Raw genomic sequence first — 20,895 nt, 5'->3', positions numbered from 1 at the left:
GCCAGGTGCCGGGGCCTTGTGACGATCCTGTTCCGTGCACCGAGCCCTGCCGAGGACCGCGTGGCCAGTCCGTCAGGTCGGCGGGACCGCGGGCCGGGCCGGGGCCGGGCGGCGGCCGCTCACCACCAGCAGCACCACACACCCCCCGAGCAGCGCCGACATGAACAGCCCGACGCCCCTGACCTCACCGAACGCGAGGGGGAGCTGCGCGCCCAGCCCGCCGCCGATGTTGAGGGTGAAGCCGTACAAGGCGGTCGCCATGACCCCGTGGGCCGTGCCGGCCGCGGTGCCGATCTCCTGTACCACGGCGGGGCCGATCGCGGCGACGCCGAGCATGAAGACGAACATGGACGTGGCCAGCCCGGCGGTGGTGCCGCCGAACAGCCCGGCACCGCAGATGCCCGCCGCGGCCACCGCGAACGCACCCGCTCCGCGCGGCCGCGCCGGGATCCGCCCCAGCAGCGGCGCCACCAGCACGCCCAGCACGAGCGCGGGAATGGCGGTGGCGCGCAGCATCAGCATCGCCTGGCCGTCGCCGACGAGCTCGGGGGGACCGTAGAGCTGCACGCTCGTGTAGACGGCGGTCATGGTGGTGGAGCAGGTGAGGCCGACGACGTACAGCGGCAGCAGGCGTTTCCACAGCCTGCCGGGCCCGCCGCCGGGCGCCGAGGCCCGGTCCGCGGTCCGCGCCGGATCCACCGCAGACAGCACCCGGCGCAGGACGAGCGCCCCCGCCAACAGCAGCGGCGCGGTCACCCAGAAGGTGCCGCGCCATCCGACGACCGCAGCCAGCAGCTGCGACTCCACCTGCCCGATCACGATCGTCCCGGCCATGCAGGCGGAGACGATCGTCAGCGCGGTCGGCAGCTTCGACGCCGGGACGTGCGCGTTCAGGTAGGCGTACACGAGCGGGACGTACACGCCGGCGAACAGGCCCTGCGCGGCCCGCAGCGACAGCCCCGCCCCGAAGGACTCGGCCAGCGGCACGCAGGCCGTCGCCGCCGCGAGCGCGGCCACCCCCGCGACCAGCACCGTCCGGGTGCCGAAGCGCCGGGCGAGCGCGCCGCTGAACAGCGAGATGACCGCGTACGTCGCCGCGTACGCGGAGGTCGCCCAGGTGGCCGACGCCTGGTCCACGCCCCAGGCCCGCCCGACCTCGGGGAGCAGCGGGATCGCCACGTACAGCTGGCCCACCACCAGCATCCCGAGCAGCGAGATCGCCGTCACCACGGGGGCGACGGACCGCTCAGGACGGGGGGCGGGCCGGTCGGGGGCGGCGGTGTCCTTCGCGCCGGGCCGGGCGGTGGGCGTGCGTAAGCTCATGTGCGGTGCTCCTGAGGGTGTCCGGCGGATCATGGCCGGACACCCCCAGGGGGGTGTCGCCCTAAGGCACCCGGGTGGGTGGCCGGTCAGCGTGTGGGGGTGGGTCGCGCGGCAGCCGGTCAGCTGCCGTACGGCGCCTGCGCCTTCTTGTCCTTGAGCGCGGTGCCCCACCACTCCAGGGCGTCGAGGAGCGTCTTGGCCGCGGAGTTCGCCTCGGTCGGGTCGATGAGGCCGCCCTGCTCGTCGAACTGGCCCCACGGACCGTGGAAACCGACGGTGTCGCGGACCGTGACCATGTGGCACTCGGCGAAGACCTGGCGCAGGTGCTCGACGGCGCGCATGCCGCCCGCCATGCCGCCGTAGGAGACGAAGCCGACCGGCTTGGCCTGCCACTCGGTGGTGTGCCAGTCGATCAGCGACTTCAGCGAGGCCGGGAACGAGTGGTTGTACTCGGGCGTGACGACGACGAACGCGTCGGCCTGCGCCAGCCGGGGCGAGACGCCGGCGAGGACGGCCTGGGTGGCCTCCGAGGGCGTGGCCGACAGCTGGTTCGGCAGGTCGTGCTCGATCAGGTCGATCACGTCGATGTCCAGGCTCCCCCGCTCACGGGCGACACCCGTGAACCAGTTCGCGATCGTCGGGCCGAACCGGCCGTCACGGACACTAGCGATGATGACTGCGACGCGGAGCGGCTCAGACATGGAAAATACCTCCAGTTGTGTGCGGCGGCGCCCCGGCCGTGGCTGACGGAGGAGGCGCTTCCCGCAGGTGCTGTGCCCACCCTCACCGGGGTGAACGGGAGCGGACAATACCCGGCCTGCTAGTCCGTCAGATCAGCGGGCCCGGGTGCGGGGTTCTCAGCGGATCCGCAGGTGGGCGAGGTACGACTCGACGTTGCGCCGCGTCTGTGCGCCGCGTCGATCTCCGCGACCATCGCCCGGCTCGCGTCGGCGTCCAGACAGCGCACCGGACCGGCATCGAGTTCCTCCACATCACCGGGGACCGGGTAGCGGCCGTACGGGGCCTGGGCCGCGCCGAGTTCCACGACGTGCGAGACGATCTCGATCCCGGCGGCCTCCTCGATGAAGGACCGGGCGACGGCGCCGAGCGCCACCCGCGCGGCGGTCTCCCGCGCACTGGCCCGCTCCAGGACCGGACGGGCCTCGTCGAAGCCGTACTTCTGCATCCCGGCGAGGTCGGCGTGCCCGGGCCGGGGGCGGGCGAGCGGTGCGCCCCGGCCCGTATTTCTCAGCTCGGCGGGATCCACCGGATCGGCGGACATGACCTTGTCCCACTTCGGCCACTCGGTGTTGCCGATCACCACCGCGACGGGCGAACCGAGGGACAGCCCGTGCCGCACCCCGCTCAGGAAGGTGACCTCGTCCTGCTCGAACGCCATCCGGGCACCGCGGCCGTGGCCGAGCCGGCGCCGGGCCAGATGCCCGGCCACCAGCCCGGTGGTGACGGGAACGCCGGCCGGCAGCCCTTCCAGCGTCGCCACCAGCGCCGGTCCGTGCGACTCACCGGCTGTCAGCCAACGCAACGTGCCCATGCGGACGTTCCCCCTTGTTCCGTGGTCGGGAGCGTCACCCTAGGCAGCGCCCGCCGGCCGGCCTGCGGACCCGCGGGCAATCCGTCAGCTCATCGAGCCACGGCCGTCGCCCCGCGCGTAGGGCGGTTGCCCGATGCCGGCGGGCATCCTTAGTCCGCACGATGGCCGCGTGATGAACGGGACGACGGGACGGGTCCTGCGGGACCGCAACGCACGGCTGTACCTGTCCGGGGTCGCTGTGTCGGGGTTCGGCACGACCGCGATGTGGCTGGCCGCGGGCATCTGGGTGAAGTCGCTGACGGGCTCGGACGGTCTCGCGGCCCTGACGGTCTTCGCCATGTGGGCGCCGATGCTCGCCGGCCCGGCGCTGGGGACGCTGGCCGACCGGATGCCGAGGCAGCGGCTCCTGGTCGCGCTCAGCCTCGGGATGGCGCTGCTGCTGCCCGTCCTGCTCCTGGTCGACTCCGCGCAGCGGGTGTGGCTGCTGTTCGCCGTCCTGCTGCTGTACGGGGTGACCGGCACGGTCCATGAGGCCGCCGAGGCCGCGCTGCTGCCCAAGGCGATCGGCCCGGGGATCCTCGGCCACTTCAACGGGCTGCGGCTCGCCGCCAACGAGAGCATGAAGCTGGTCGCGCCGCTGGTGGGGGCGGGGCTGTACGCCCGGTTCGGCGGACCGTCGGTGGCGCTGCTCGACGCGGTCACCTTCGCGCTGGCGGCGGGGGTCTACGCGCTCCTGCGGGTACGGGAGGAGCCGCCGGCGCGCCCGTCGCCGGGCGAGCGGGGCTTCGCACAACTGACGGCGGGAGCACGGTTCCTGCGGGACTCGCCCGTGCTGCGGCCGCTGGTGGTGGCGGGCGCGGCCGTGATGTTCCTGGCCGGACTGAACGGCGCCCTGATCTATGCCGTCGCCGACGACGTGCTGGGCCACACCCCGGCGTACGCAGGGGTGTTGTACGCCGCCCAGGGGGCCGGTTCCGTCGCCGCCGGGATCGCGGCCGGCCCGCTGCTGCGCCGCCTGCCCGGACGTACGGTCCCGGCCCTGGGCATCGCCCTGTTCGCACTGGGCTCCGGCGGCCGCGCCCTGCCGTCCGACGCGGTGGCCCTGGTGTGCAGCGCGGCGATCGGCATCGGGCTGCCGTGCGTGCTGATCGCCGCCCTGACGGCGGTACAGCGCGAGACCCCGGACGCGGTCCTCGGCCGCACGGCCGCCACCGCCAACACCCTGATCTTCGTCCCGAACGCCCTGGCCCTGCCCCTGGGCGCGGCCCTGGTGTCCCTCGTGGACGTCCACATCCTCCTGCCATCCCTGACGCTGCCCGGCCTGGCCCTGGCGGCCTGGATAACTGGGCGGGCTCCAGGGCGGGTTCGGTAGGGTCCTGGCGTTGGTGATCATCATTTTTCACGGGGGAACGACGCCTTGAGTTCATACCGACCAGCGCCCGGATCCGCATCGGCATCCACATCCAGATCCGCTTACGCGCCCGCCGCGGTCCGGCGGCCCGGGTGGGTGCGGGTGGTGCGGGCGCCCTTCGATCTGGCCGCCCGGATCCACCAGCCCGCGCGGCCCGACCGGATCGTGGACGAGGCGATCCGGCGCGCGCAGATCGCCCGGACCGCCATCGGCCTGCTCGCCGGATGCTGGCTGGTGCTGTCGTACCCGCTGCGGGAGGGCGCGGGCGGAGTCATCGAGGACAAGTTCGCCGAGGTGCTGATCAGCGCCGGGCTGCTGCTCGTGCTCGGACCGCTCGCGCTCGCCGCCTTCGTCCTGTCCGCCCGGCCGCCGGGTCCCGCCTTCTACCGGGCCCGGCTGCGCGGTCCGGCCACCGCCATCGGCGCACTGCTCGCCACCGTCCTGGCGATGTCGTTCGGACTGCCGCACATGAGCACCTTCGCCTACGGCCTGGGGGCGATCGCCGGCCTCTTCCTCATCCCCTTCGCGCTCGCCTCGGCGGTGCTCTGCGTCCACCACGCCTTCCGGACCGCCGACGTCCACGAGGTGCTGCCGCCGATGCTCTCGCCCGTGCTGGTCTGGTCGCTCTTCGTGGTGCAGCTCTTCGAGGACGCGCCCGTCGACGCACCGCTCCCCGTGCGCGTGCTGTTCCTGCTGGCGCCGCCCCTCTCGGTGACCGCGCTCTCACTGTGGGAGCTGCGCCGGCTGCGCGTCCGCTACGGCATCACGATCCGTCGCGCCCTGGGCCGCGGGTAGAGCGGACGAGGGTGAAGACCGCGCCCTCCGGGTCCGCGACCGTGGCCTGCCGGCCGATGGGCCCCTCGTGGGGCGGGTCGACGACGCGGCCGCCGAGGTCGGTGACCCGGTCGGCCGCCCGGTCGGTGTCCTCGACCTCGAAGTACGCCATCCAGTGCGGGCCCCGGTCGTGCGGCAGCGAGCGCCCGACACCCCGTACGGCGGCCACGGGGCGGCCCTCCAGCCGCAGGGTCAGGTAGTCGAACTCCTCGGAGGCCGCGCCGTGCGTCTGCGCCTCGTGGCCGAATACGTGCTCGTAGAACTTGCCGACCGTCGACGTGTCCTGGGTGATCAGCTCGTTCCAGACCGGGGTGCCCGGCTCGCCGTGCAGCCGGGTGCCCAGGTGGGTCTCGGCCTGCCAGATCCCGAAGATCGCGCCCAGCGGGTCCGAGCAGATCGCCACCCGCCCCGCGATACCGGCGTCCAGCGGGCCCACCGCGACCGTGCCGCCGCAGGAGCGGATCGCCTCGGCCGTGGCGTCGGCGTCGTCCGTGGCGAGGTACGTGGTCCAGGCCACCGGAAGATGCCGGTCCGGCGGCATCTCGCCGATGCCCGCCACCTCGTGGCCGGCCAGCAGGGCCCGGACGTACGGACCGAGTTGTTCGGGGCCCGGCTCGTACTCCCAGCCGAACAGATCGGCGTAGAAGTCCTCCGTGGTCCCGAGGCCGTGCACCATGAGGCTCACCCAGCACGGTGTGCCGGGCGTGCGCCGCGTAGCTCCCGATGCCTCGGTCATGTCAAGCGTCTCCTCCGTCGTGCCGCTTTCCGCGTGTCGCTGATGATGCTTTCACTCCGCGGGGCCCGGCGCGCCCCGACCGCGCCGCATCGCGGGGGCCTCGGAGCGAGATGACCGGATCGGTGTGCCCCGCCGGTGACGGCCTTGTTACACGGGTTTGGGGCGGGGAGGAAGATGGCCTCCATGAGTGCGAATTCTGCGATCCTCTCCGCCGCCGAACTGGCGAGCGAACTGTCGGGTGCGAGGCCGCCGGTGCTGCTGGACGTCCGCTGGCAGCTGGGCGGCCCCGACCAGCGGCCCGCGTACGAGGCCGGGCACCTGCCGGGTGCGGTGTACGTCGACCTCGACCGGGAACTGGCAGGTCCGCCCGGGTCGGGCGGGCGACACCCGCTGCCCGACCCGGAGGCGTTCGGCGCGGTGATGCGGCGGGCCGGCGTCACGGCGGACGCGCCGGTGGTCGTGTACGACGGCGGACAGGGCTGGGCGGCCGCCCGGGCGTGGTGGCTGCTGCGCTGGACGGGTCACCCGGACGTGCGAGTGCTGGACGGGGGCCTGGCCGCGTGGACGGCGGCGGGAGGCGGGGTGACAGCCGATCGGGTGACTCCCACGGAGGGCGATTTCAAGCCAACTCCGGGGGCGCTCGGACTGCTGGACGCGGACGGAGCCGCCGCGCGCGCACGGGCGGGTGTCCTGCTGGACGCGCGGGCGGGGGAGCGCTACCGCGGAGAGGTCGAGCCGATCGACCCGGTCGGCGGCCACATCCCCGGCGCGCTGTCGGCTCCGACGACGGAGAACGTGGGTCCGGACGGCCGTTTCCTGCCGGCCGACGCCCTGCGGGCGCGCTTCGCCGGACTCGGTGCGGCGGGCGGCGCCCCGGTGGGGGTGTACTGCGGATCGGGAGTCTCCGGCGCGCACGGGGTACTCGCGCTGGAGGTGGCGGGGATCACCGCCGACCTGTACGCGGGCAGCTGGTCGGAGTGGTCCTCCGACCCTGCCCGCCCGGTGGCCACGGGCCCGGACCCGCAGTAGCGGGCCCGGTTCAGCCCCGCCGGCGATTGAGGCGCGGGGTCTGGGGCAGAGCCCCAGAGCTTGAACCCGCACCGGGCCGCTCAGGCACGCCACATCCAGCCCCGCCGGCGATTGAGGCGCGGGGGTGGGCGGAGCCCACGGGCCCCGGCCACGGCGGCCGCGCTACTCCTGCTTCTTGCGGCGCGTGCCGAAGACGATCTCGTCCCAGCTCGGCACCGCCGCACGGCGGCCCGGGCGGACCCCGTCGGCCTCGGCCTGCCGGTCGGTGGTGCCGGTCAGCCGGTCGCGGTGGCCCGCCACCGTACGGGGCATCAGGACGTCGGCGTACGCGGAGCCCGCGCCCGCCGAAGCGGCCGGGGCCGGCGGCTCCTCCGCCTCGGGCTCCTCCGCCGGGGGTTCGGTACGGTCCGGGACGACCATGTCGCCGCGGAAGCTCGGTACCGCCTCCAGCAGGCTCGTCAGGGTGTCCCGCTCCTCCTCCGGATCCGGCTGGGGAGCGACCGGCCGCTCCAGCTGCCGGTCGAGGGCGCGGTCCAGCGGCCGGTCGCGCGGCAGCCGCGCGATCCTCGGTACGAAGGGGAAGCTCGGCTCCGGCGTGGCGGGCAGGTCGTCCGACTCGCCGATCAGGGAGCGGGCCTCGTCGTCCACGGCCACGACCAGCCGGCGCGGCGGGTCGTAGGTCCAGCTCGCCGAGTGCGGCTCGCCCGCGACCCGGTAGACGAGCAGGACCTCCCAGGTCCCGTCGTCGCGGCGCCAGGAGTCCCACTGGACGGATTCCTTCTCGGCCCCGCGCAGGGTCAGCCGCTCCTGCACGGCCTCGCCGAGCTGGGGTCCGGTGTTCTCGCCGGGACGGCGCACGGGGGTCTTGCGGGCCCGCTCGGCCATGAAGGCGCGCTCCGCGAGCACGGGGCCCTCGAAACGGCGTACGCGGTCGACGGGGATGCCGGCGAGCTGGGCGACCTCCTCAGCGGAGGCACCGGCTCGTATACGGGCCTGGATGTCACGGGGGCGGAGGTGGCTCTCCACCTCGATCTCGATCTGGTTCAGGCGCGCGCGGTCGTTACGCACGGCGGCGCGCAGGCGCTCGTCGATCGGAAGCGTGTACTCCGTGCTGTCCCCAGCCTTGAGCACCAGTCGTGTGCCGTCATTTGAGACGGCCACGACACGCAGTTCGGGCATGGGGACCTCCCGGGTGGTGCCTGCCGACGTCACGTGCGTCGCTGCTTCCGCTAGTCGAGTGTGGCCTGCCCGGGTGCAGCCTGCCACAACCTTGCCGAGTTAAACCGGCGTGTCGGGCATGCGCCCTTGATCGCCGTTATGGCACGGTTACCTGTTGGGCACGCACAGTGACCGAATGATTACTGTGCGCAGCAGAAACCCGTGCAATACCGCGGCATCACCGGTCTTGAGTGCCGTTTTCCATCAGCCGGCTCCCTCTCCCGAGTCCGGACATCCGAAAGGAAGGACGGCCCCAGGGCTCGCCACAGTACTCCATTCGGGCCACCTGGGTGGACCGCCGCGCCGCCGAACTTCTCTCGGACGGCGGGAGTTGGGCTGCCCTCCGTCGGGCCCCGTCTGCCCTCGAACGCATTTTCAGGTGTCCTGCTTCACAGAATCGCCAGAAATGGAACTATCCGTTTCGCTCAGGTGTCAGTAACTGCTGAAAGCGTCGGACGCGCGAGAGGCAGGACAGACCGGGGATGTCGACGGGTCAGAAGGCGACGCACGATGCCGAATCGGAGAAGCCGGAGGGGAAGAAGCTCGACCTGAGTGCCGCTCAGGTGGCCGGCAGCTCCCTCGCCACCGTCGCGGCCGCCCTGCTCGCCTCGAAGATGGGTGTCTACGGGACCATCCTGGGCGCCGGAGTGGTGAGCGTGGTCGCCACCGCGGGCGGACCCGTCATCCAGCACTTCTTCCGGCGCACGGGCGACCAGCTGCGCGAGTCGGCCCGGCCGAAGGCCCGTCAGGTCCCGTCGGAGGCGCCCGTCCCGCCGGCGGAGGAGTTCGGCGAGGCCACCGTCCACGGCACCCGCGTACGGGGCTGGAGGCGAACGGCGGTCGCCGCCGGTGCGGTCTTCGCCCTCTCCCTGGGCGCGCTCGGGACGTACGAGGCGGTCGCCGGCACCTCCGTCAGCAGCGGCGGCGGCACCATCTTCTCCGGCGGCACCCGCACGGTGCACCAGGACCGGCCCGCCCCGTCCGAGGAGCGGCCGGGCAGGGAGACGGGCGCGGACACCGGGACGGGGACGGGGGAGAAGGGCGGGAAGAGCCCCGGGCCCGGGACCTCCCCGGACCCCTCCGGCTCGCCTGCCGGTGGCGGCAGCGGCCCGAGCCCGGATCCCGGCACCTCGCACCCGGGGGACCCGACGCCCACCCCGGCCCCGTCGACGCCCGCTCCGACGCCCCCGCCGTCCACCGCGCCCCCGAGCCCGGGCGCCGGAACGCCCGGCACCGGCGGCAGTGGCACCGGCAGCAGCGGCACCGGCGGCGGGCAGGAGCAGCCGAACACCCCCTGACGGACCCGCCGCCCGGCCCGGGCTCAGCCGCCCAGGACGCGCCGCAGGTAGTCGTTGCCGAACAGCCGGTCCGGGTCGAGCCGGTCGCGGAGCGCGGTGAACTCGCCGAACCGCGGGTAGACCTGCTCGAAGTACTCCGCGTCCCGCGTGTGCACCTTGCCCCAGTGCGGGCGCCCGCCGTACTCGGTGAAGATCCGCTCGGCCGCCGTGAAGTAGGCCTGGTAAGGCGTGCCCTTGTACATGTGCACCGCGATGTAGGCGCTCTCGCGCCCCGAGGCCGTCGACAGCGCGATGTCGTCGGCCGGAGCCGTCCGCACCTCCACCGGGAAGCTGATCCGCAGGCCGGAGCGGTCGACCATGGCCTTCAGCTCCCGCAGCGCCTCGACGACCCGCTCGCGCGGGAGGGCGTACTCCATCTCCACGAACCGCACCCGCCGCGGGCTGGTGAACACCTTGTACGGGATGTCCGTGTAGGTGCGCGCCGACAGGGCGCGGCTGGCGATCCGGGCGATCGAGGGAATGGCGGCGGGGACCGCGCGGCCGAGGGAGTTGGCGGCCTGGAAGACGCCGTTGGACAGGAGTTCGTCCTCGATCCAGGCGCTCACCGCCGAGGGCGGGGCGGCGGGGCCCTGGCTGCGGTTGTTCCGCTTGGTGCTGCAGTTGCCGGTGTGCGGGAACCAGTAGAACTCGAAGTGCTCGTTCTCCGCGAAGTGCTGGTCGAACTCGGCCGTCACCCGGTCGAAGCCCATGGGCTCCTCACGGGCGGTCAGGAAGAAGACGGGCTCGACGGCGAAGGTGAGCGAGGTGACGATGCCCAGCGCGCCGATGCCGATCCGGGCCGCCGCGAAGACCTCGGGGTTCTCCTTCTCCGAGCACCTCAGCACCTGTCCGTCGGCGGTGACCAGCTCCAGGCCGCGGATCTGGGCGGCGATGGAGGCCGAGTCGCGGCCGGTGCCGTGGGTTCCGGTGCTGGTGGCGCCGGCCACCGTCTGCTCCATGATGTCGCCCATGTTGGTGAGCGAGAGGCCTTCGGCTGCCAGGGCCAGGTTCAGGTCCCTGAGCACCGTGCCCGCCGCCACCGTGACGGTGCCGGCGGCCCGGTCGATCTCCCGTATCCCGGACAGCGCCTGCGGGTGTACGAGCACGCCGTCGGTCGCGGCGGCCGCGGTGAAGGAGTGGCCGGTGCCGACCGCCTTCACCCGCAGGCCCTGTTCGGCGGCCCGGCGCACCGCCTCCTGGAGCTCCCCGACCGAGCGGGGGGTCACCGTACGGGCGGGCGTGGCGGTGACGTTGCCCGCCCAGTTACGCCACGCGGCCGGACCGTTCTTCCCTGCTGTCCCCGCTGTCGTCCTCGTCGGTGTGTCCGCCATCGCTAGAGGGCTCCTCCCCTTGCGCCGGCCTCGTCAGCCGGCGGTATCCCGCGAACGCCACCGCCGCCGCGGCCGCTCCCGCCGAGAGGGAGACGACGTACCCGCTCCGCGCGCCGGCCGCGTCGATGACCAGACCGGTCACCGAGGAGCCGATCGCGACGCCGACCGCGAGGCCGGTGCTGATCCAGGTCATGCCCTCGGTCAGCTTCGCGCGTGGTACGTGCGCCTCGATCAGGGCCATCGTGGTGATCATCGTGGGAGCGATGGCGAGGCCCGAGACGAAGAGCGCCACGGCCAGAATCGGAAGGTTCCCGGCCAGTAGGAGGGGGATCATACTCACGGCCATCGCGCATACGCCCAGTACCCAGCGCAGTTCGGTCCGGCCCTTGAGATGGAGCAGGCCGAAGACGATGCCGGCGAGGCAGGATCCGAGCGCCCAGATGGCCAGAATGAAGCTTGCGGAGGACTTGTGGCCCTGCTCCCCGGCGAAGGCCAGGGTGGCCACGTCGATGGAGCCGAAGATCGCGCCGGTTGCCACGAAGGTGCCCGCCAGCACCTGGAGGCCGGGGGAGCGCAGGGCGGAGGTGCGGTCCGTGTGCTCGCCGCGCGGGTGCGGCTCGGGTTCGGTGTCCCGCTGCGCGGTGAGCAGCCAGACGCCGACCAGCAGGCAGACGGCGGCGATCAGCGGGCCGGCCTCGGGGAACCAGGTGGTGGACAGCCCGATGGCCAGGATCGGGCCGAAGATGAAGCAGACCTCGTCCACGACCGACTCGAAGGAGTAGGCGGTGTGCAGATCGCGCGCGGAGTCCCGGTAGATGACGGTCCACCGGGCCCGGACCATCGCGCCGACGCTGGGCACGCACCCCGCGATCGCCGCGAACACGAACAGGGTCCAGTCCGGCAGGCCGTTCGCGGCGGCCAGCAGCAGTCCGCTGACCGAGGCCACGGCTATCAGGGTCGCGGGGCGCAGGACGCGCCGCTGCCCGTACTGGTCCACCAGGCGGGAGACCTGGGGGCCGATGACCGCGGCGGCGAGGGCGAGGGTGCCGGTGAGGGCGCTCGCCATCGCGTAGCGGCCGGTGATCTCGGAGATCATCGTGAGGATGCCGACGCCGACCATGGAGAGAGGCATCCGGCCCAGGAGGCCCGCAGCACTGAACGCCTTGCTGCCGGGGGCGGCGAATATCGCGCGGTAGGGACTGGGCAAGAGATCTCCGTAAGGGACGTCAGCGGCCCATACAGGTTACGACTGCCGACAAGGCGCCCGCACGGGGAAAAACCGGACCCGGGGACTGAGGGTCGCCTTATTCGTGGCGCGGGGTGCCGGGACGCCGGGCCGGTTCCCGCCCGAGGACGCCGGGTGGCAGGATTCGATGCATGTCAGACCAGCTCTCCCCGCCGCCCGGTGGGCCCGCCGCCCCTTACGACGCCCTTCTGCTGCTCTCCTTCGGCGGCCCCGAGGGACCCGACGACGTCGTGCCGTTCCTGGAGAACGTCACGCGCGGGCGGGGCATCCCCCGCGAGCGGCTCAAGGAGGTCGGGCAGCACTACTTCGGCTTCGGCGGGGTCAGCCCGATCAACGGCCAGAACCGCCGGCTGCTGGACGCGCTGCGCAAGGACTTCGCGGAGCACGGGCTGGACCTGCCGGTCTACTGGGGCAACCGGAACTGGGCCCCGTACCTGACCGACGTGCTGCGGGAGATGGCCGCCGACGGCCGCCGCCGCATCGCCGTCCTCGCGACCAGCGCCTACGCCTCGTACTCGGGCTGCCGCCAGTACCGCGAGAACCTCGCCGACGCGCTCGCCGCACTGGCGGACGAAGGGGTCGCCGAGCTGCCGAAGGTGGACAAGCTGCGGCACTACTTCAACCACCCCGGCTTCGTACAGCCGATGATCGACGGGGTGCTCGCCTCGCTGGAGTCGCTGCCCGCGCAGGTCCGGGACGGCGCCCACCTGGTCTTCACCACGCACTCCATCCCCGTGGCCGCGGCGGACGCCTCCGGCCCGGCCGAGGCGCACACGAGCGGCGGCGAGGGCGGGGCGTACGTCGAGCAGCACCTGGACGTCGCCCGGGTGATCGCGGAGGCCGTACGGGCCGAGACGGGCACCGGACTGCCCTGGGAGCTGGTCTACCAGTCGCGCAGCGGCGCCCCGCACATCCCCTGGCTGGAGCCGGACATCTGCGACCACCTGGAGGCCCTGCACGCCGCGGGGGCCCCCGCGGCCGTGATGGTGCCCATCGGCTTCGTCTCGGACCACATGGAGGTCCTGTACGACCTCGACACGGAGGCCACCGCGAAGGCGGCCGAACTGGGACTCCCGATCGCCCGCTCGGCGACGGTGGGCGACGACCCGCGGTTCGCCGCGGCCGTACGGGAGCTGGTGCTGGAACGGGCCGCGGCCGAACGGGGCGAGCCCGTGCAGCGGTGCGCGCTGGGCCTGCTGGGGCCGAGCCACGACCTGTGCGCCGTGGGCTGCTGCCCGGCCCGGGCACCCCGGCCGGCGGCCGCGGGCGCGGACAGCCCCTACGCCTGAGGAAGGCCCCGTACCGATCGGGCATGATCGAGTACGAGACCCCCCGGAGGAGTGAGACCAGTGATCCCTGAAGAGCTGAAGGCCGAACTGCTGGACGTGGGCCTGGAGGCGGCCCGGCTGGCCGGGGCTCTGCTGCGCGACGGCCGGCCGGCCGATCTGGCGGTGGCGGCGACCAAGAGCAGCCCCATCGACGTGGTCACCGAGATGGACATCGCGGCGGAGAAGCTGATCACCGGCCTCCTCGCGGAGCGGCGGCCCGAGGACGGGCTGCTGGGCGAGGAGGGCTCGGACACGCCGGGCACGAGCGGGGTGCGGTGGATCATCGACCCGCTGGACGGCACCGTGAACTACCTGTACGGGCTGCCGAGCTGGGGCGTGTCGATCGCGGCCGAGTACCGGGGCGAGACCGTGGTGGGCGTCGTGGCGGCGCCGATGCGCGGGGAGACGTACCACGCGGTACTCGGTGGCGGGGCCTGGCTGGAGACGGCGCGCCTCGCCTGCCGGGCGGCCGCGCCGCTCGACCAGGCCCTGATCGGCACCGGCTTCGCGTACGTCCAGACCCGGCGGGCCCACCAGGCCGACGTGGCCCAGCGGATCATCCCCCTGGTACGGGACATCCGCAGGGGCGGGTCGGCGGCGCTGGACCTGTGCGACGTGGCCGCCGGGCGGCTGGACGGGTACTACGAGCGCGGGCTGAACCCGTGGGACCTGGCGGCGGGCGAGCTGATCGCCCGGGAGGCGGGCGCCCTGACCGGCGGCCGTCCCGGGGAGCGGGCCTCCGGGGAGCTCACCCTGGCGGCGAGCCCGGCGGTCTTCGCCTCCCTCCAGCCGCTGCTGGACGAGGCCGGGGCCTGGCACGACTGACCCGGGCACCACTCCGCCTCGCGGGCGTGCGGGGCGCGGGGTCCGGCCCCGGGAGGCGGGCCGGCAGGGCCCGGGAATGAGGGAACCCCGGCTGCCGTGGGCACGGCGGCCGGGGTTCCGGGTAGAGGGATCAGCCGGCGCTGACGGTCACGGGTACCCCGTGTTCCGCGGCGAGGCGCTGGAGGTCCTCCAGCTCCGCCTGTTCCACTTCCGCGAGGAAGTCGTCGCCCGCCTCGCGGGCCTGCCTGAGGTCCGACTGCGTGGCCCTGATGCGCTGCAGGAGACCCGCGGTGAATGCGTCCATGGTGGGTTCGCCCCCTCTTCGTGGGTCGGCGGCGGCACGTGGCAGTCCGCCGTCAGGGAGTGGATGGGGTGTGCTGTCGTCCTCCCCGGCACCCTGGGCCCAGAAACCTCGCAAGGCCGAGGAATCCTCACTTCCGCCCCGTCCGCCCCCTGCGGGTACCGCCTTACAGCCGGTTTACGGCTGAAACGGGCAGGATGGACGGCGCACCACACGTCTGCCCTGATGGGCTCGGAGGAAGGAAAATACGTGCGCGTACTCGTCGTCGAGGACGAGCAGCTGCTCGCCGATGCGGTGGCCACCGGACTGCGCCGGGAGGCCATGGCCGTGGACGTCGTGTACGACGGCGCCGCCGCCCTGGAGCGAGTCGGGGTGAACGACTACGACGTGGTCGTGCTCGACCGCGACCTGCCCCTCGTACACGGTGACGACGTCTGCCGGAAGATCGTCGAGCTCGGCATGCCCACCCGCGTGCTGATGCTGACCGCGTCCGGTGACGTGAGCGACCGGGTGGAGGGGCTGGAGCTCGGGGCGGACGACTACCTGCCCAAGCCCTTCGCCTTCACCGAGCTGACCGCCCGGGTGCGGGCGCTCGGGCGGCGGACCACCGTCGCGCTGCCGCCCGTACTGGAGCGGGCCGGCATCAAGCTGGACCCCAACCGGCGTGAGGTGTTCCGGGAGGGCAAGGAGGTGCAGCTGGCGCCGAAGGAGTTCGCGGTGCTGGAGGTCCTCATGCGCAGCGAGGGGACCGTCGTCTCCGCCGAGCAGCTGCTGGAGAAGGCATGGGACGAGAACACCGACCCCTTCACCAACGTGGTGCGCGTGACCGTCATGACCCTGCGGCGCAAGCTGGGCGAGCCGCCGGTCATCGTGACCGTGCCCGGTTCCGGATACCGGATCTGACAGGCATGGCAGCGATCCCGGCGCCACCACCGACGCCACCGAAACCGACCTGGGACCCCGGCCAGCCCGAGGGTCCCTTCCCTTGGCTGCGGCCGACCATCCGGATACGTCTCACGCTGCTGTACGGCGGGATGTTCCTGATCGCGGGCATTCTGCTGCTGTCGATCATCTACCTGCTGTCGGCCCAGGCCCTTCGGGAGGGGTACGCGCCGCAGTTCACGATCGTGAGCGGCGGTCCGATCCAGGTCACCAGCACCACCTGTCCGGCGTTGTCCAACAGCAATGGCAACGCCCTGGGGCCCGACACGTTCCAGGCCACGGTCAACCAGTGCGCCCTGGAGCAGCGCAGGCACGCCCTGGACGACCTGCTGAGCCGGTCGCTGATGGCCCTGCTGGGTCTGAGCGTCATCGCCTTCGCCTTCGGCTACGCGATGGCCGGAAGGGTGCTCTCGCCGCTGGGCAAGATCACCCGGACCGCCCGCCGGGTGGTCGGCTCCGACCTGACCCGGCGGATCGAGCTGGACGGGCCGGACGACGAGCTCAAGGAGCTCGCCGACACCTTCGACGAGATGCTCGACCGGCTGGAGCGGGCCTTCACGGCCCAGCAGCGGTTCGTGGCGAACGCCTCGCACGAGCTGCGGACCCCGCTCGCGATCAACCGGACCCTGCTGGAGGTGCACCTCTCCGACCCCGGTGCGCCCGTAGAGCTCCAGCAGCTCGGCAAGACGCTGCTCGCCACCAACGAGCGCAGCGAGCAGCTCGTGGAGGGCCTGCTGCTGCTGGCCCGCAGCGAGAACCAGATAGTGGAGCGCAAGCCCGTGGACCTGGCGGAGGTCGCCTCGCGCGCCATCGAGCAGGCGCGCGGCGAGGCCGAGGCCAAGGGTGTGGACATCCGGGGCGAGCGGGCGCTCGCCGTGGTCCAGGGCAACGGCGTGCTCCTGGAGCGGATCGCCCTCAACCTGGTGCAGAACGCGGTGCGCTACAACGTGCCGGAGGGCGGCTGGGTGGAGGTCACCACCGAGGTCCAGCACGGCCAGGCGGTCCTGCTGGTATCGAACACGGGTCCCGTGGTTCCCGCGTACGAGGTGGACAACCTCTTCGAGCCCTTCAGGCGGCTGCGTACGGAGCGAACGGGCAGCGACAAGGGTGTCGGGCTCGGCCTCTCGATCGCGCGCTCCGTGGCCCGCGCACACGGCGGAAGGATCAAGGCGACGCCCCGGGAGGGCGGTGGCCTCGTGATGCGTGTCACTCTTCCTCTGTGAGATCTGCCGCGCCGTGTTCGCTGGTGGCTGAACGCATGGTCCATGAAGACACTTCCCCCTGTGTGATCGATCACAGTGCCCAGTGTCGGCCCATGTGCGTTCTGTGACCCCAGGACGGCCGGAACGCCCGGGAAGTCCGGGTTTCCGGCCCCCCTGATGGCGGTAAATGCACGGGGTGGCGTTTGTGCAAGACGGCCCCCGGACCGTGTACGGTCCCGGTCGTCATCCCAGCCAATTGCTCCTCAAAGCGTGCGGCTGGGTGTCGATTGAGTAACAGACCTTGATGTGAGGCAAAATCTCCGCCTCAGGTCGGGCACAAGTCCGGCCTCTCGCGCGTTACGTGCGCTGAGACACCGCTAACACCCAGAGGGGGAGAGCGAACAATGGCAACGGACTACGACACCCCACGCAAGACCGACGACGACGTCGACAACGACAGCATTGAAGAGCTGAAGGCCCGACGCAACGAGAAGTCGTCCTCGTCCCCGGACATGGACGAGTTCGACTCGGCCGAAAGCCTGGAGCTTCCCGGCGCGGACCTCTCCAACGAGGAGCTGGCCGTCCGGGTCCTGCCCAAGCAGGCCGACGAGTTCACCTGCATGACCTGCTTCCTGGTGCACCACCGCAGCCAGCTGGCACGCGAGAAGAACGGTCAGCCGATCTGTCGCGACTGCGACTGAGAGGCGTCGGCCGTGGCTGGCTCGACACCCTTTCGGAAGCGACGCTTCCGAAAATCTGGTGATCCGGCGGAGACGCAGGTGGCAACCACAGGCCCGGAAACGGGTCCTGGAGCCCCCGGCGTACCCGCCGTGCCCTCCGACACCGCCCCGGCGGTGCCGTCGGCCACAGAGGTCGACGAGGGGTCCCGGCAGCGGTCCGGGGCTCGTCGGCTCCAAGCCGTCAAGAACGGTGTACGCAAGGGCGGCGATGGTGCCAGGGCCGTCGCCCTGTACATCACCGAGCTGATCATCGAGAACGCCCCGCGCGTTCCGGTTCGGGACCTCGCGACCCTGCGCGCGCAGTTCCCGGGCCTCGGTCCCGATCAGCTTGCCGACAAGCTGATCGCGGGCGCCGCCAACGCCACGTCCACCGTCGGCGCGGGCATCGGCGCGGCGGCCATGCTGCCCGTTCCGCCCGCGATGCCGGCGGAGCTGGCCGCGGAGATCACCGGCGTCGCGGCGATCGAGCTGAAGCTCGTCGCCGAACTCCACGAGGTGTACGGCCTGCGCCCGCCCGGCGGCCTCAAGGACCGCAGCCGCGCCTACCTGACCGCCTGGACGGAGGAGCGCGGGGTCGACCTGACGAAGCCGACCACCCTGAACGCGGCGCTCGGCGGCCAGATGAAGCGCGAACTGCGCCAGCAGATCATGAAGCGGATGTTCCGCAGCCTGCCGAACCTCATGCCCTTCATGGTGGGAGCGGCCGTCGGAGCCGTCATGAACCGCCGCGACACGCGAAAAGTCGCCGAGAAGGTGCGGGGAGACCTGCGGAGCCGTGCGGTGGCCTGGGACGCCCTTTCGGCGTTGCCGCCGCTTGAGCAGCCCACCAAGCCCCTTCCTGAGGGCATGAGGGACGCCATCGAGGGCGGGCGGCCCGACCGGCACGGCTGAGCGCCGCCGCCGGGGCTCCGCCCCGGACCCCGCGCCTCAAACGCCGGCGGGGCTGGAGGTGCCGGCGGGGCTGGACTTCGACGCCCTGATCGCCGCCGCCAAGGCAAGCGGCTCGCGGGTCGAGACGTAGACGTACGGGGTCGGGTCGGCAGGATCCGTCACCTCGATGCGGACCGCCGTCGGGACGTAGCTGCGCATCAGCATGAAGGCGCGCGTATCGGCCTTGTACGTCCGCCAGGCGCGCGACTCCTCGGCGTCCAGGATCTCGGGCTCGCCCAGGGCCGTCACCGGGATCCGCGCGTCCCCCGCCGCCAGCGCGCCGTTCACCACGCGTACGCGCGCGGAGCCGTACGAGCTCACCAGCAGCCCCGACAGCGCGGTGCCCCCGACCAGCCCGGCCAGCAGCGGCAGCGTGCCCAGCGGCAGCAGCATCAGCGCGCACGCGAGACCGATCAGTACGGCGATGCCCCACCAGGAGTGGGGGGCGGTCAGGCGTTCGTCGTGGTGCGCGGGGGAGAGCTGCATGCGGCCAAGCCTGCCACGAGGCGACCGGTGGGTAGCCGCGCGGGTAAGGTCTGCGGCTGTGAGTGGACGAAACACAGCGTTGACGCCCCCGGCCGACGCCACCGCGCCGGTCCGGCACCCCGATGCCCCGGCACCCGGGGAGCTCCTCGGCGCGCACTACGAGCACTGTTTCGGCTGCGGCGAGGGCCAGCCGCACGGACTCCACCTGGAGGCCCGGGCGGGCGAGGGCGTGCGCGTCACCGCCGAGTTCACCGTCAAGCCCGCCCACCAGGGGGCACCCGGCCTCGCCCACGGCGGCGTCCTGGCCACCGCGCTCGACGAGACGCTGGGCTCCCTGAACTGGCTGCTGCGCGTCATCGCCGTGACGGGCCGGCTGGAGACCGACTTCGTACGGCCCGTGCCCGTGGACACCGTGCTGTATCTGGAGGCCGAGGTCACCGCCGTCGCCGGCCGGAAGATCTACTGTACGGCCGTGGGCCGGATAGGCGGCCCGGAGGGCCTGGTCGCGGTGCGCGCCGACGCCCTCTTCATCGAAGTGAAGGTCGACCACTTCATCGACAACGGTCGGCCCGAGGAGATCCAGGCGGCGATGGCCGACCCGGACCAGGTCAGGCGCGCACGCGCCTTTGAGGTGAACCCCTGATGTCCCTGAACAACGACGCGGCACGTCACGACATCGACGTGCTGATCCGCCGGATCGACCCGGAGGTCCCGATTCCGGCCTACGGTCACCCCGGCGACGCCGGCTGCGACCTGGTGACCACCGAGGCCGCCGAGCTGGCGCCCGGCGAGCGCGCGGTACTCCCCACCGGGGTCTCCATCGCCCTGCCCGACGGGTACGCGGCCTTCGTGCACCCGCGCTCCGGCCTGGCCGCCCGCTGCGGGCTCGCCCTCGTGAATGCCCCGGGGACGGTGGATGCCGGGTACCGTGGGGAGATCAAGGTGATCGTGGTCAATCTCGACCCTCGCGAGAGCGTCCGGTTCGAGCGTTTCGACCGCATTGCCCAGCTGGTTGTCCAGAGGGTCGAGAAGGTGCGCTTCCACGAGGTGGCGGAACTTCCCGGCTCGGCCCGGGCCGAGGGGGGTTTCGGCTCCACCGGCGGTCATGCGGCCGTGGCCGGATCCGGCGCTGGTCAGCAGGGTGGGAATGGCTACGCTTCGGTCGTAACCGACCGGGAAGGACAGTGACGTGTTCGGACGTCGCAAGAAGAACGACTCCGCCAAGGACGGCGGCGCGGCCGAGCAGGTCGTTGACGGCGCCGGCGCCGACGAGTTCGACGATGCCGAGGGACAGGACACCGCGGCCAAGCCGCGCCGGGTGAACCTGCCGCCGGCCCCGCGGCCCGACGGCCCGTGGGACGTCTCCGAGGTGCTCGGAAACCCGGCCGACGGCCGGGTCGACCTGGGCGGCATCCTCGTACCCGGTGTCGAGGGCATGGAGCTGCGCGTCGAGGTCGCCGGTGACGCGATCGTGGCCGCCACCGTGGTCCTCGGCGACAGCGCAGTGCAGCTGCAGGCCTTCGCCGCGCCCAAGAAGGAGGGCATCTGGGGCGAGGTCCGCGACGAGATCGCCACGGGCATCACCCAGCAGGGCGGCCTCATCGACGAGGCCGAGGGCCCGCTGGGCTGGGAGCTCCGCGCCCAGGTACCCGTGCAGCTCCCCGACGGGCAGGCCGGCGCCCAGCTGGTGCGCTTCGTCGGCGTCGACGGCCCGCGCTGGTTCCTGCGCGGCGTCATCTCCGGCCAGGGCGCGGTGCGCCCCGAGTCGGCGGGCGTGCTGGAGCAGATCTTCCGGGACACCGTCGTCGTCCGCGGCGACGGCCCGATGGCCCCCCGCGACCCGATCGTCCTGAAGCTGCCGAACGACGCCCAGATGGTGCCGGACGGCGTGCAGACGGAGGAGCAGGAAGGCTCCCGCTTCGGCGGCGGTATGGGCCAGCTGGAGCGCGGCCCGGAGATCACCGAGGTCCGCTGACCTCGCGCCGCCCCCCTCGCAGGCGGGGCAGACGCATGTTTTCGGCCGGTGGGCCCTACTCCTTCGGAGTGGGGCCCACCGGCCCTTTCGCGGGCGGGCACGGCGGACGCCGTGCGGGCGTCAGGAATCCGTCAGGGATGCGCCCGCCG

Annotated in this window: 21 protein-coding genes and 1 pseudogene; 13 read left to right on the top strand and 9 right to left on the bottom strand. The window is 72.7% G+C overall.

The genetic code is table 11. The features are described 5' to 3' along the window. Positions 1-72: 72 nt before the first annotated feature. The 3 genes and pseudogenes from OG447_RS29825 to OG447_RS29815 form a co-directional block, all read right to left on the bottom strand. Positions 73-1,323, bottom strand: a complete 1,251-nt coding sequence (locus OG447_RS29825; RefSeq protein ID WP_266940554.1) for an MFS transporter — start codon at positions 1,321-1,323, stop codon at positions 73-75. 119 nt (positions 1,324-1,442) lie between these two features. Further along, positions 1,443-2,024, bottom strand: a complete 582-nt coding sequence (locus OG447_RS29820; protein ID WP_266940553.1) for an NADPH-dependent FMN reductase — start codon at positions 2,022-2,024, stop codon at positions 1,443-1,445. 191 nt (positions 2,025-2,215) lie between these two features. After that, positions 2,216-2,875: pseudogene (locus tag OG447_RS29815) on the bottom strand (chorismate synthase); the annotation flags it as partial. 172 nt (positions 2,876-3,047) lie between these two features. On the opposite strand from OG447_RS29815, the gene OG447_RS29810 reads away from it, so the two are divergent. Together OG447_RS29810 and OG447_RS29805 are read left to right on the top strand one after the other, a co-directional pair. Beyond that, positions 3,048-4,247, top strand: a complete 1,200-nt coding sequence (locus tag OG447_RS29810) for an MFS transporter (protein WP_266940552.1) — start codon at positions 3,048-3,050, stop codon at positions 4,245-4,247. A gap of 144 nt (positions 4,248-4,391) precedes the next feature. Further along, positions 4,392-5,081 (top strand): hypothetical protein, encoded by a 690-nt coding sequence (locus OG447_RS29805; protein WP_266940551.1) that lies wholly within the window; start codon positions 4,392-4,394, stop codon positions 5,079-5,081. On the opposite strand, the gene OG447_RS29800 is transcribed toward OG447_RS29805, so the two are convergent. Beyond that, the gene (locus OG447_RS29800) at positions 5,050-5,856 is read right to left on the bottom strand and encodes a VOC family protein (protein ID WP_266940550.1); all 807 of its coding nucleotides are present in this window, start codon (positions 5,854-5,856) and stop codon (positions 5,050-5,052) included. The genes OG447_RS29805 and OG447_RS29800 overlap by 32 nt on opposite strands. Before the next feature lie 183 nt (positions 5,857-6,039). Here OG447_RS29800 and OG447_RS29795 point away from each other — a divergent pair, with 183 nt between their 5' ends. Continuing rightward, positions 6,040-6,885, top strand: coding sequence for a sulfurtransferase (locus OG447_RS29795; protein ID WP_266940549.1), 846 nt, complete (start codon positions 6,040-6,042; stop codon positions 6,883-6,885). Positions 6,886-7,047: 162 nt separating this feature from the next. Here the strand turns inward: OG447_RS29795 and sepH are convergent, their stop codons facing one another. Continuing rightward, on the bottom strand, positions 7,048-8,064 hold the full coding sequence (sepH, locus tag OG447_RS29790) for a septation protein SepH (protein WP_266940548.1): 1,017 nt from the start codon (positions 8,062-8,064) through the stop codon (positions 7,048-7,050). 521 nt (positions 8,065-8,585) lie between these two features. Here sepH and OG447_RS29785 point away from each other — a divergent pair. Next, complete coding sequence (locus tag OG447_RS29785) at positions 8,586-9,401, top strand: hypothetical protein (RefSeq protein WP_266940547.1); 816 nt, start codon at positions 8,586-8,588, stop codon at positions 9,399-9,401. A 23-nt stretch (positions 9,402-9,424) separates the two neighbouring features. Here OG447_RS29785 and OG447_RS29780 read toward each other — a convergent pair whose 3' ends face one another. Together OG447_RS29780 and OG447_RS29775 are read right to left on the bottom strand one after the other, a co-directional pair. Continuing rightward, a complete protein-coding gene (locus tag OG447_RS29780; protein WP_266940545.1) occupies positions 9,425-10,771 on the bottom strand; it encodes a D-arabinono-1,4-lactone oxidase in 1,347 nt (448 codons plus the stop codon). After that, positions 10,704-11,978, bottom strand: coding sequence for an MFS transporter (locus OG447_RS29775; RefSeq protein ID WP_266940544.1), 1,275 nt, complete (start codon positions 11,976-11,978; stop codon positions 10,704-10,706). The genes OG447_RS29780 and OG447_RS29775 overlap by 68 nt, the downstream gene beginning before the upstream one ends. A gap of 170 nt (positions 11,979-12,148) precedes the next feature. On the opposite strand from OG447_RS29775, the gene OG447_RS29770 reads away from it, so the two are divergent. Beyond that, positions 12,149-13,306 carry a ferrochelatase gene (locus OG447_RS29770; protein WP_266940542.1) on the top strand — a complete coding sequence of 386 codons (1,158 nt, stop codon included), beginning with the start codon at positions 12,149-12,151 and terminating at the stop codon, positions 13,304-13,306. 51 nt (positions 13,307-13,357) lie between these two features. Then, positions 13,358-14,170, top strand: coding sequence for an inositol monophosphatase family protein (locus OG447_RS29765; protein WP_266940541.1), 813 nt, complete (start codon positions 13,358-13,360; stop codon positions 14,168-14,170). 130 nt (positions 14,171-14,300) lie between these two features. Here OG447_RS29765 and OG447_RS29760 read toward each other — a convergent pair whose 3' ends face one another. Continuing rightward, positions 14,301-14,474 carry a hypothetical protein gene (locus OG447_RS29760; RefSeq protein WP_266940539.1) on the bottom strand — a complete coding sequence of 58 codons (174 nt, stop codon included), beginning with the start codon at positions 14,472-14,474 and terminating at the stop codon, positions 14,301-14,303. 246 nt (positions 14,475-14,720) lie between these two features. Here OG447_RS29760 and OG447_RS29755 point away from each other — a divergent pair, with 246 nt between their 5' ends. The 4 genes from OG447_RS29755 to OG447_RS29740 all read left to right on the top strand — a co-directional run bounded on the left by OG447_RS29755 (position 14,721) and on the right by OG447_RS29740 (position 18,246). Then, positions 14,721-15,374, top strand: a complete 654-nt coding sequence (locus OG447_RS29755) for a response regulator transcription factor (protein WP_030008767.1) — start codon at positions 14,721-14,723, stop codon at positions 15,372-15,374. A gap of 5 nt (positions 15,375-15,379) precedes the next feature. Next, complete coding sequence (locus tag OG447_RS29750) at positions 15,380-16,636, top strand: HAMP domain-containing sensor histidine kinase (protein ID WP_266940538.1); 1,257 nt, start codon at positions 15,380-15,382, stop codon at positions 16,634-16,636. A 383-nt stretch (positions 16,637-17,019) separates the two neighbouring features. Then, positions 17,020-17,316 (top strand): DUF4193 domain-containing protein, encoded by a 297-nt coding sequence (locus OG447_RS29745; protein WP_266940537.1) that lies wholly within the window; start codon positions 17,020-17,022, stop codon positions 17,314-17,316. Between the two features lie 12 nt (positions 17,317-17,328). After that, entirely contained in the window at positions 17,329-18,246 is a 918-nt protein-coding gene (locus OG447_RS29740; RefSeq protein ID WP_266940536.1) for a hypothetical protein, read from the top strand. A 36-nt stretch (positions 18,247-18,282) separates the two neighbouring features. Here the strand turns inward: OG447_RS29740 and OG447_RS29735 are convergent, their stop codons facing one another. Further along, positions 18,283-18,771 (bottom strand): DUF3093 domain-containing protein, encoded by a 489-nt coding sequence (locus OG447_RS29735; RefSeq protein WP_266940535.1) that lies wholly within the window; start codon positions 18,769-18,771, stop codon positions 18,283-18,285. 58 nt (positions 18,772-18,829) lie between these two features. Between OG447_RS29735 and OG447_RS29730 the strand changes: the two genes are divergently transcribed. Genes OG447_RS29730 through OG447_RS29720 form a run of 3 tightly spaced genes read left to right on the top strand, consistent with a single transcriptional unit; the run spans position 18,830 to position 20,746 of the window. Then, entirely contained in the window at positions 18,830-19,414 is a 585-nt protein-coding gene (locus OG447_RS29730) for a PaaI family thioesterase (RefSeq protein ID WP_266940534.1), read from the top strand. Beyond that, positions 19,414-19,959 carry a dUTP diphosphatase gene (gene dut / locus OG447_RS29725; protein WP_266940533.1) on the top strand — a complete coding sequence of 182 codons (546 nt, stop codon included), beginning with the start codon at positions 19,414-19,416 and terminating at the stop codon, positions 19,957-19,959. Before OG447_RS29730 ends, dut begins: the two co-directional genes overlap by 1 nt. 1 nt (position 19,960) lies before the next feature. Beyond that, on the top strand, positions 19,961-20,746 hold the full coding sequence (locus OG447_RS29720; protein WP_266940532.1) for a DUF3710 domain-containing protein: 786 nt from the start codon (positions 19,961-19,963) through the stop codon (positions 20,744-20,746). Positions 20,747-20,895 lie beyond the last annotated feature (149 nt).

It is taken from the genome of Streptomyces sp. NBC_01408 (assembly GCF_026340255.1).
Classification (GTDB): domain Bacteria; phylum Actinomycetota; class Actinomycetes; order Streptomycetales; family Streptomycetaceae; genus Streptomyces.
Note: the sequence above shows the minus strand (reverse complement) of the source record. Positions and strands in the feature narration are given on the sequence as shown.

Excerpts from the sequence above, each read along its gene's own strand:
- OG447_RS29795 (WP_266940549.1), top strand. The coding sequence starts at position 6,040 with ATGAGTGCGAATTCTGCGATCCTCTCCGCCGCCGAACTGGCGAGCGAA.
- OG447_RS29825 (WP_266940554.1), bottom strand. The coding sequence starts at position 1,323 with ATGAGCTTACGCACGCCCACCGCCCGGCCCGGCGCGAAGGACACCGCC.
- dut (WP_266940533.1), top strand. The coding sequence starts at position 19,414 with ATGTCCCTGAACAACGACGCGGCACGTCACGACATCGACGTGCTGATC.
- OG447_RS29745 (WP_266940537.1), top strand. The coding sequence starts at position 17,020 with ATGGCAACGGACTACGACACCCCACGCAAGACCGACGACGACGTCGAC.
- sepH (WP_266940548.1), bottom strand. The coding sequence starts at position 8,064 with ATGCCCGAACTGCGTGTCGTGGCCGTCTCAAATGACGGCACACGACTG.
- OG447_RS29750 (WP_266940538.1), top strand. The coding sequence starts at position 15,380 with ATGGCAGCGATCCCGGCGCCACCACCGACGCCACCGAAACCGACCTGG.
- OG447_RS29770 (WP_266940542.1), top strand. The coding sequence starts at position 12,149 with ATGTCAGACCAGCTCTCCCCGCCGCCCGGTGGGCCCGCCGCCCCTTAC.
- OG447_RS29780 (WP_266940545.1), bottom strand. The coding sequence starts at position 10,771 with ATGGCGGACACACCGACGAGGACGACAGCGGGGACAGCAGGGAAGAAC.
- OG447_RS29785 (WP_266940547.1), top strand. The coding sequence starts at position 8,586 with ATGTCGACGGGTCAGAAGGCGACGCACGATGCCGAATCGGAGAAGCCG.
- OG447_RS29810 (WP_266940552.1), top strand. The coding sequence starts at position 3,048 with ATGAACGGGACGACGGGACGGGTCCTGCGGGACCGCAACGCACGGCTG.
- OG447_RS29800 (WP_266940550.1), bottom strand. The coding sequence starts at position 5,856 with ATGACCGAGGCATCGGGAGCTACGCGGCGCACGCCCGGCACACCGTGC.
- OG447_RS29760 (WP_266940539.1), bottom strand. The coding sequence starts at position 14,474 with ATGGACGCATTCACCGCGGGTCTCCTGCAGCGCATCAGGGCCACGCAG.
- OG447_RS29735 (WP_266940535.1), bottom strand. The coding sequence starts at position 18,771 with ATGCAGCTCTCCCCCGCGCACCACGACGAACGCCTGACCGCCCCCCAC.
- OG447_RS29820 (WP_266940553.1), bottom strand. The coding sequence starts at position 2,024 with ATGTCTGAGCCGCTCCGCGTCGCAGTCATCATCGCTAGTGTCCGTGAC.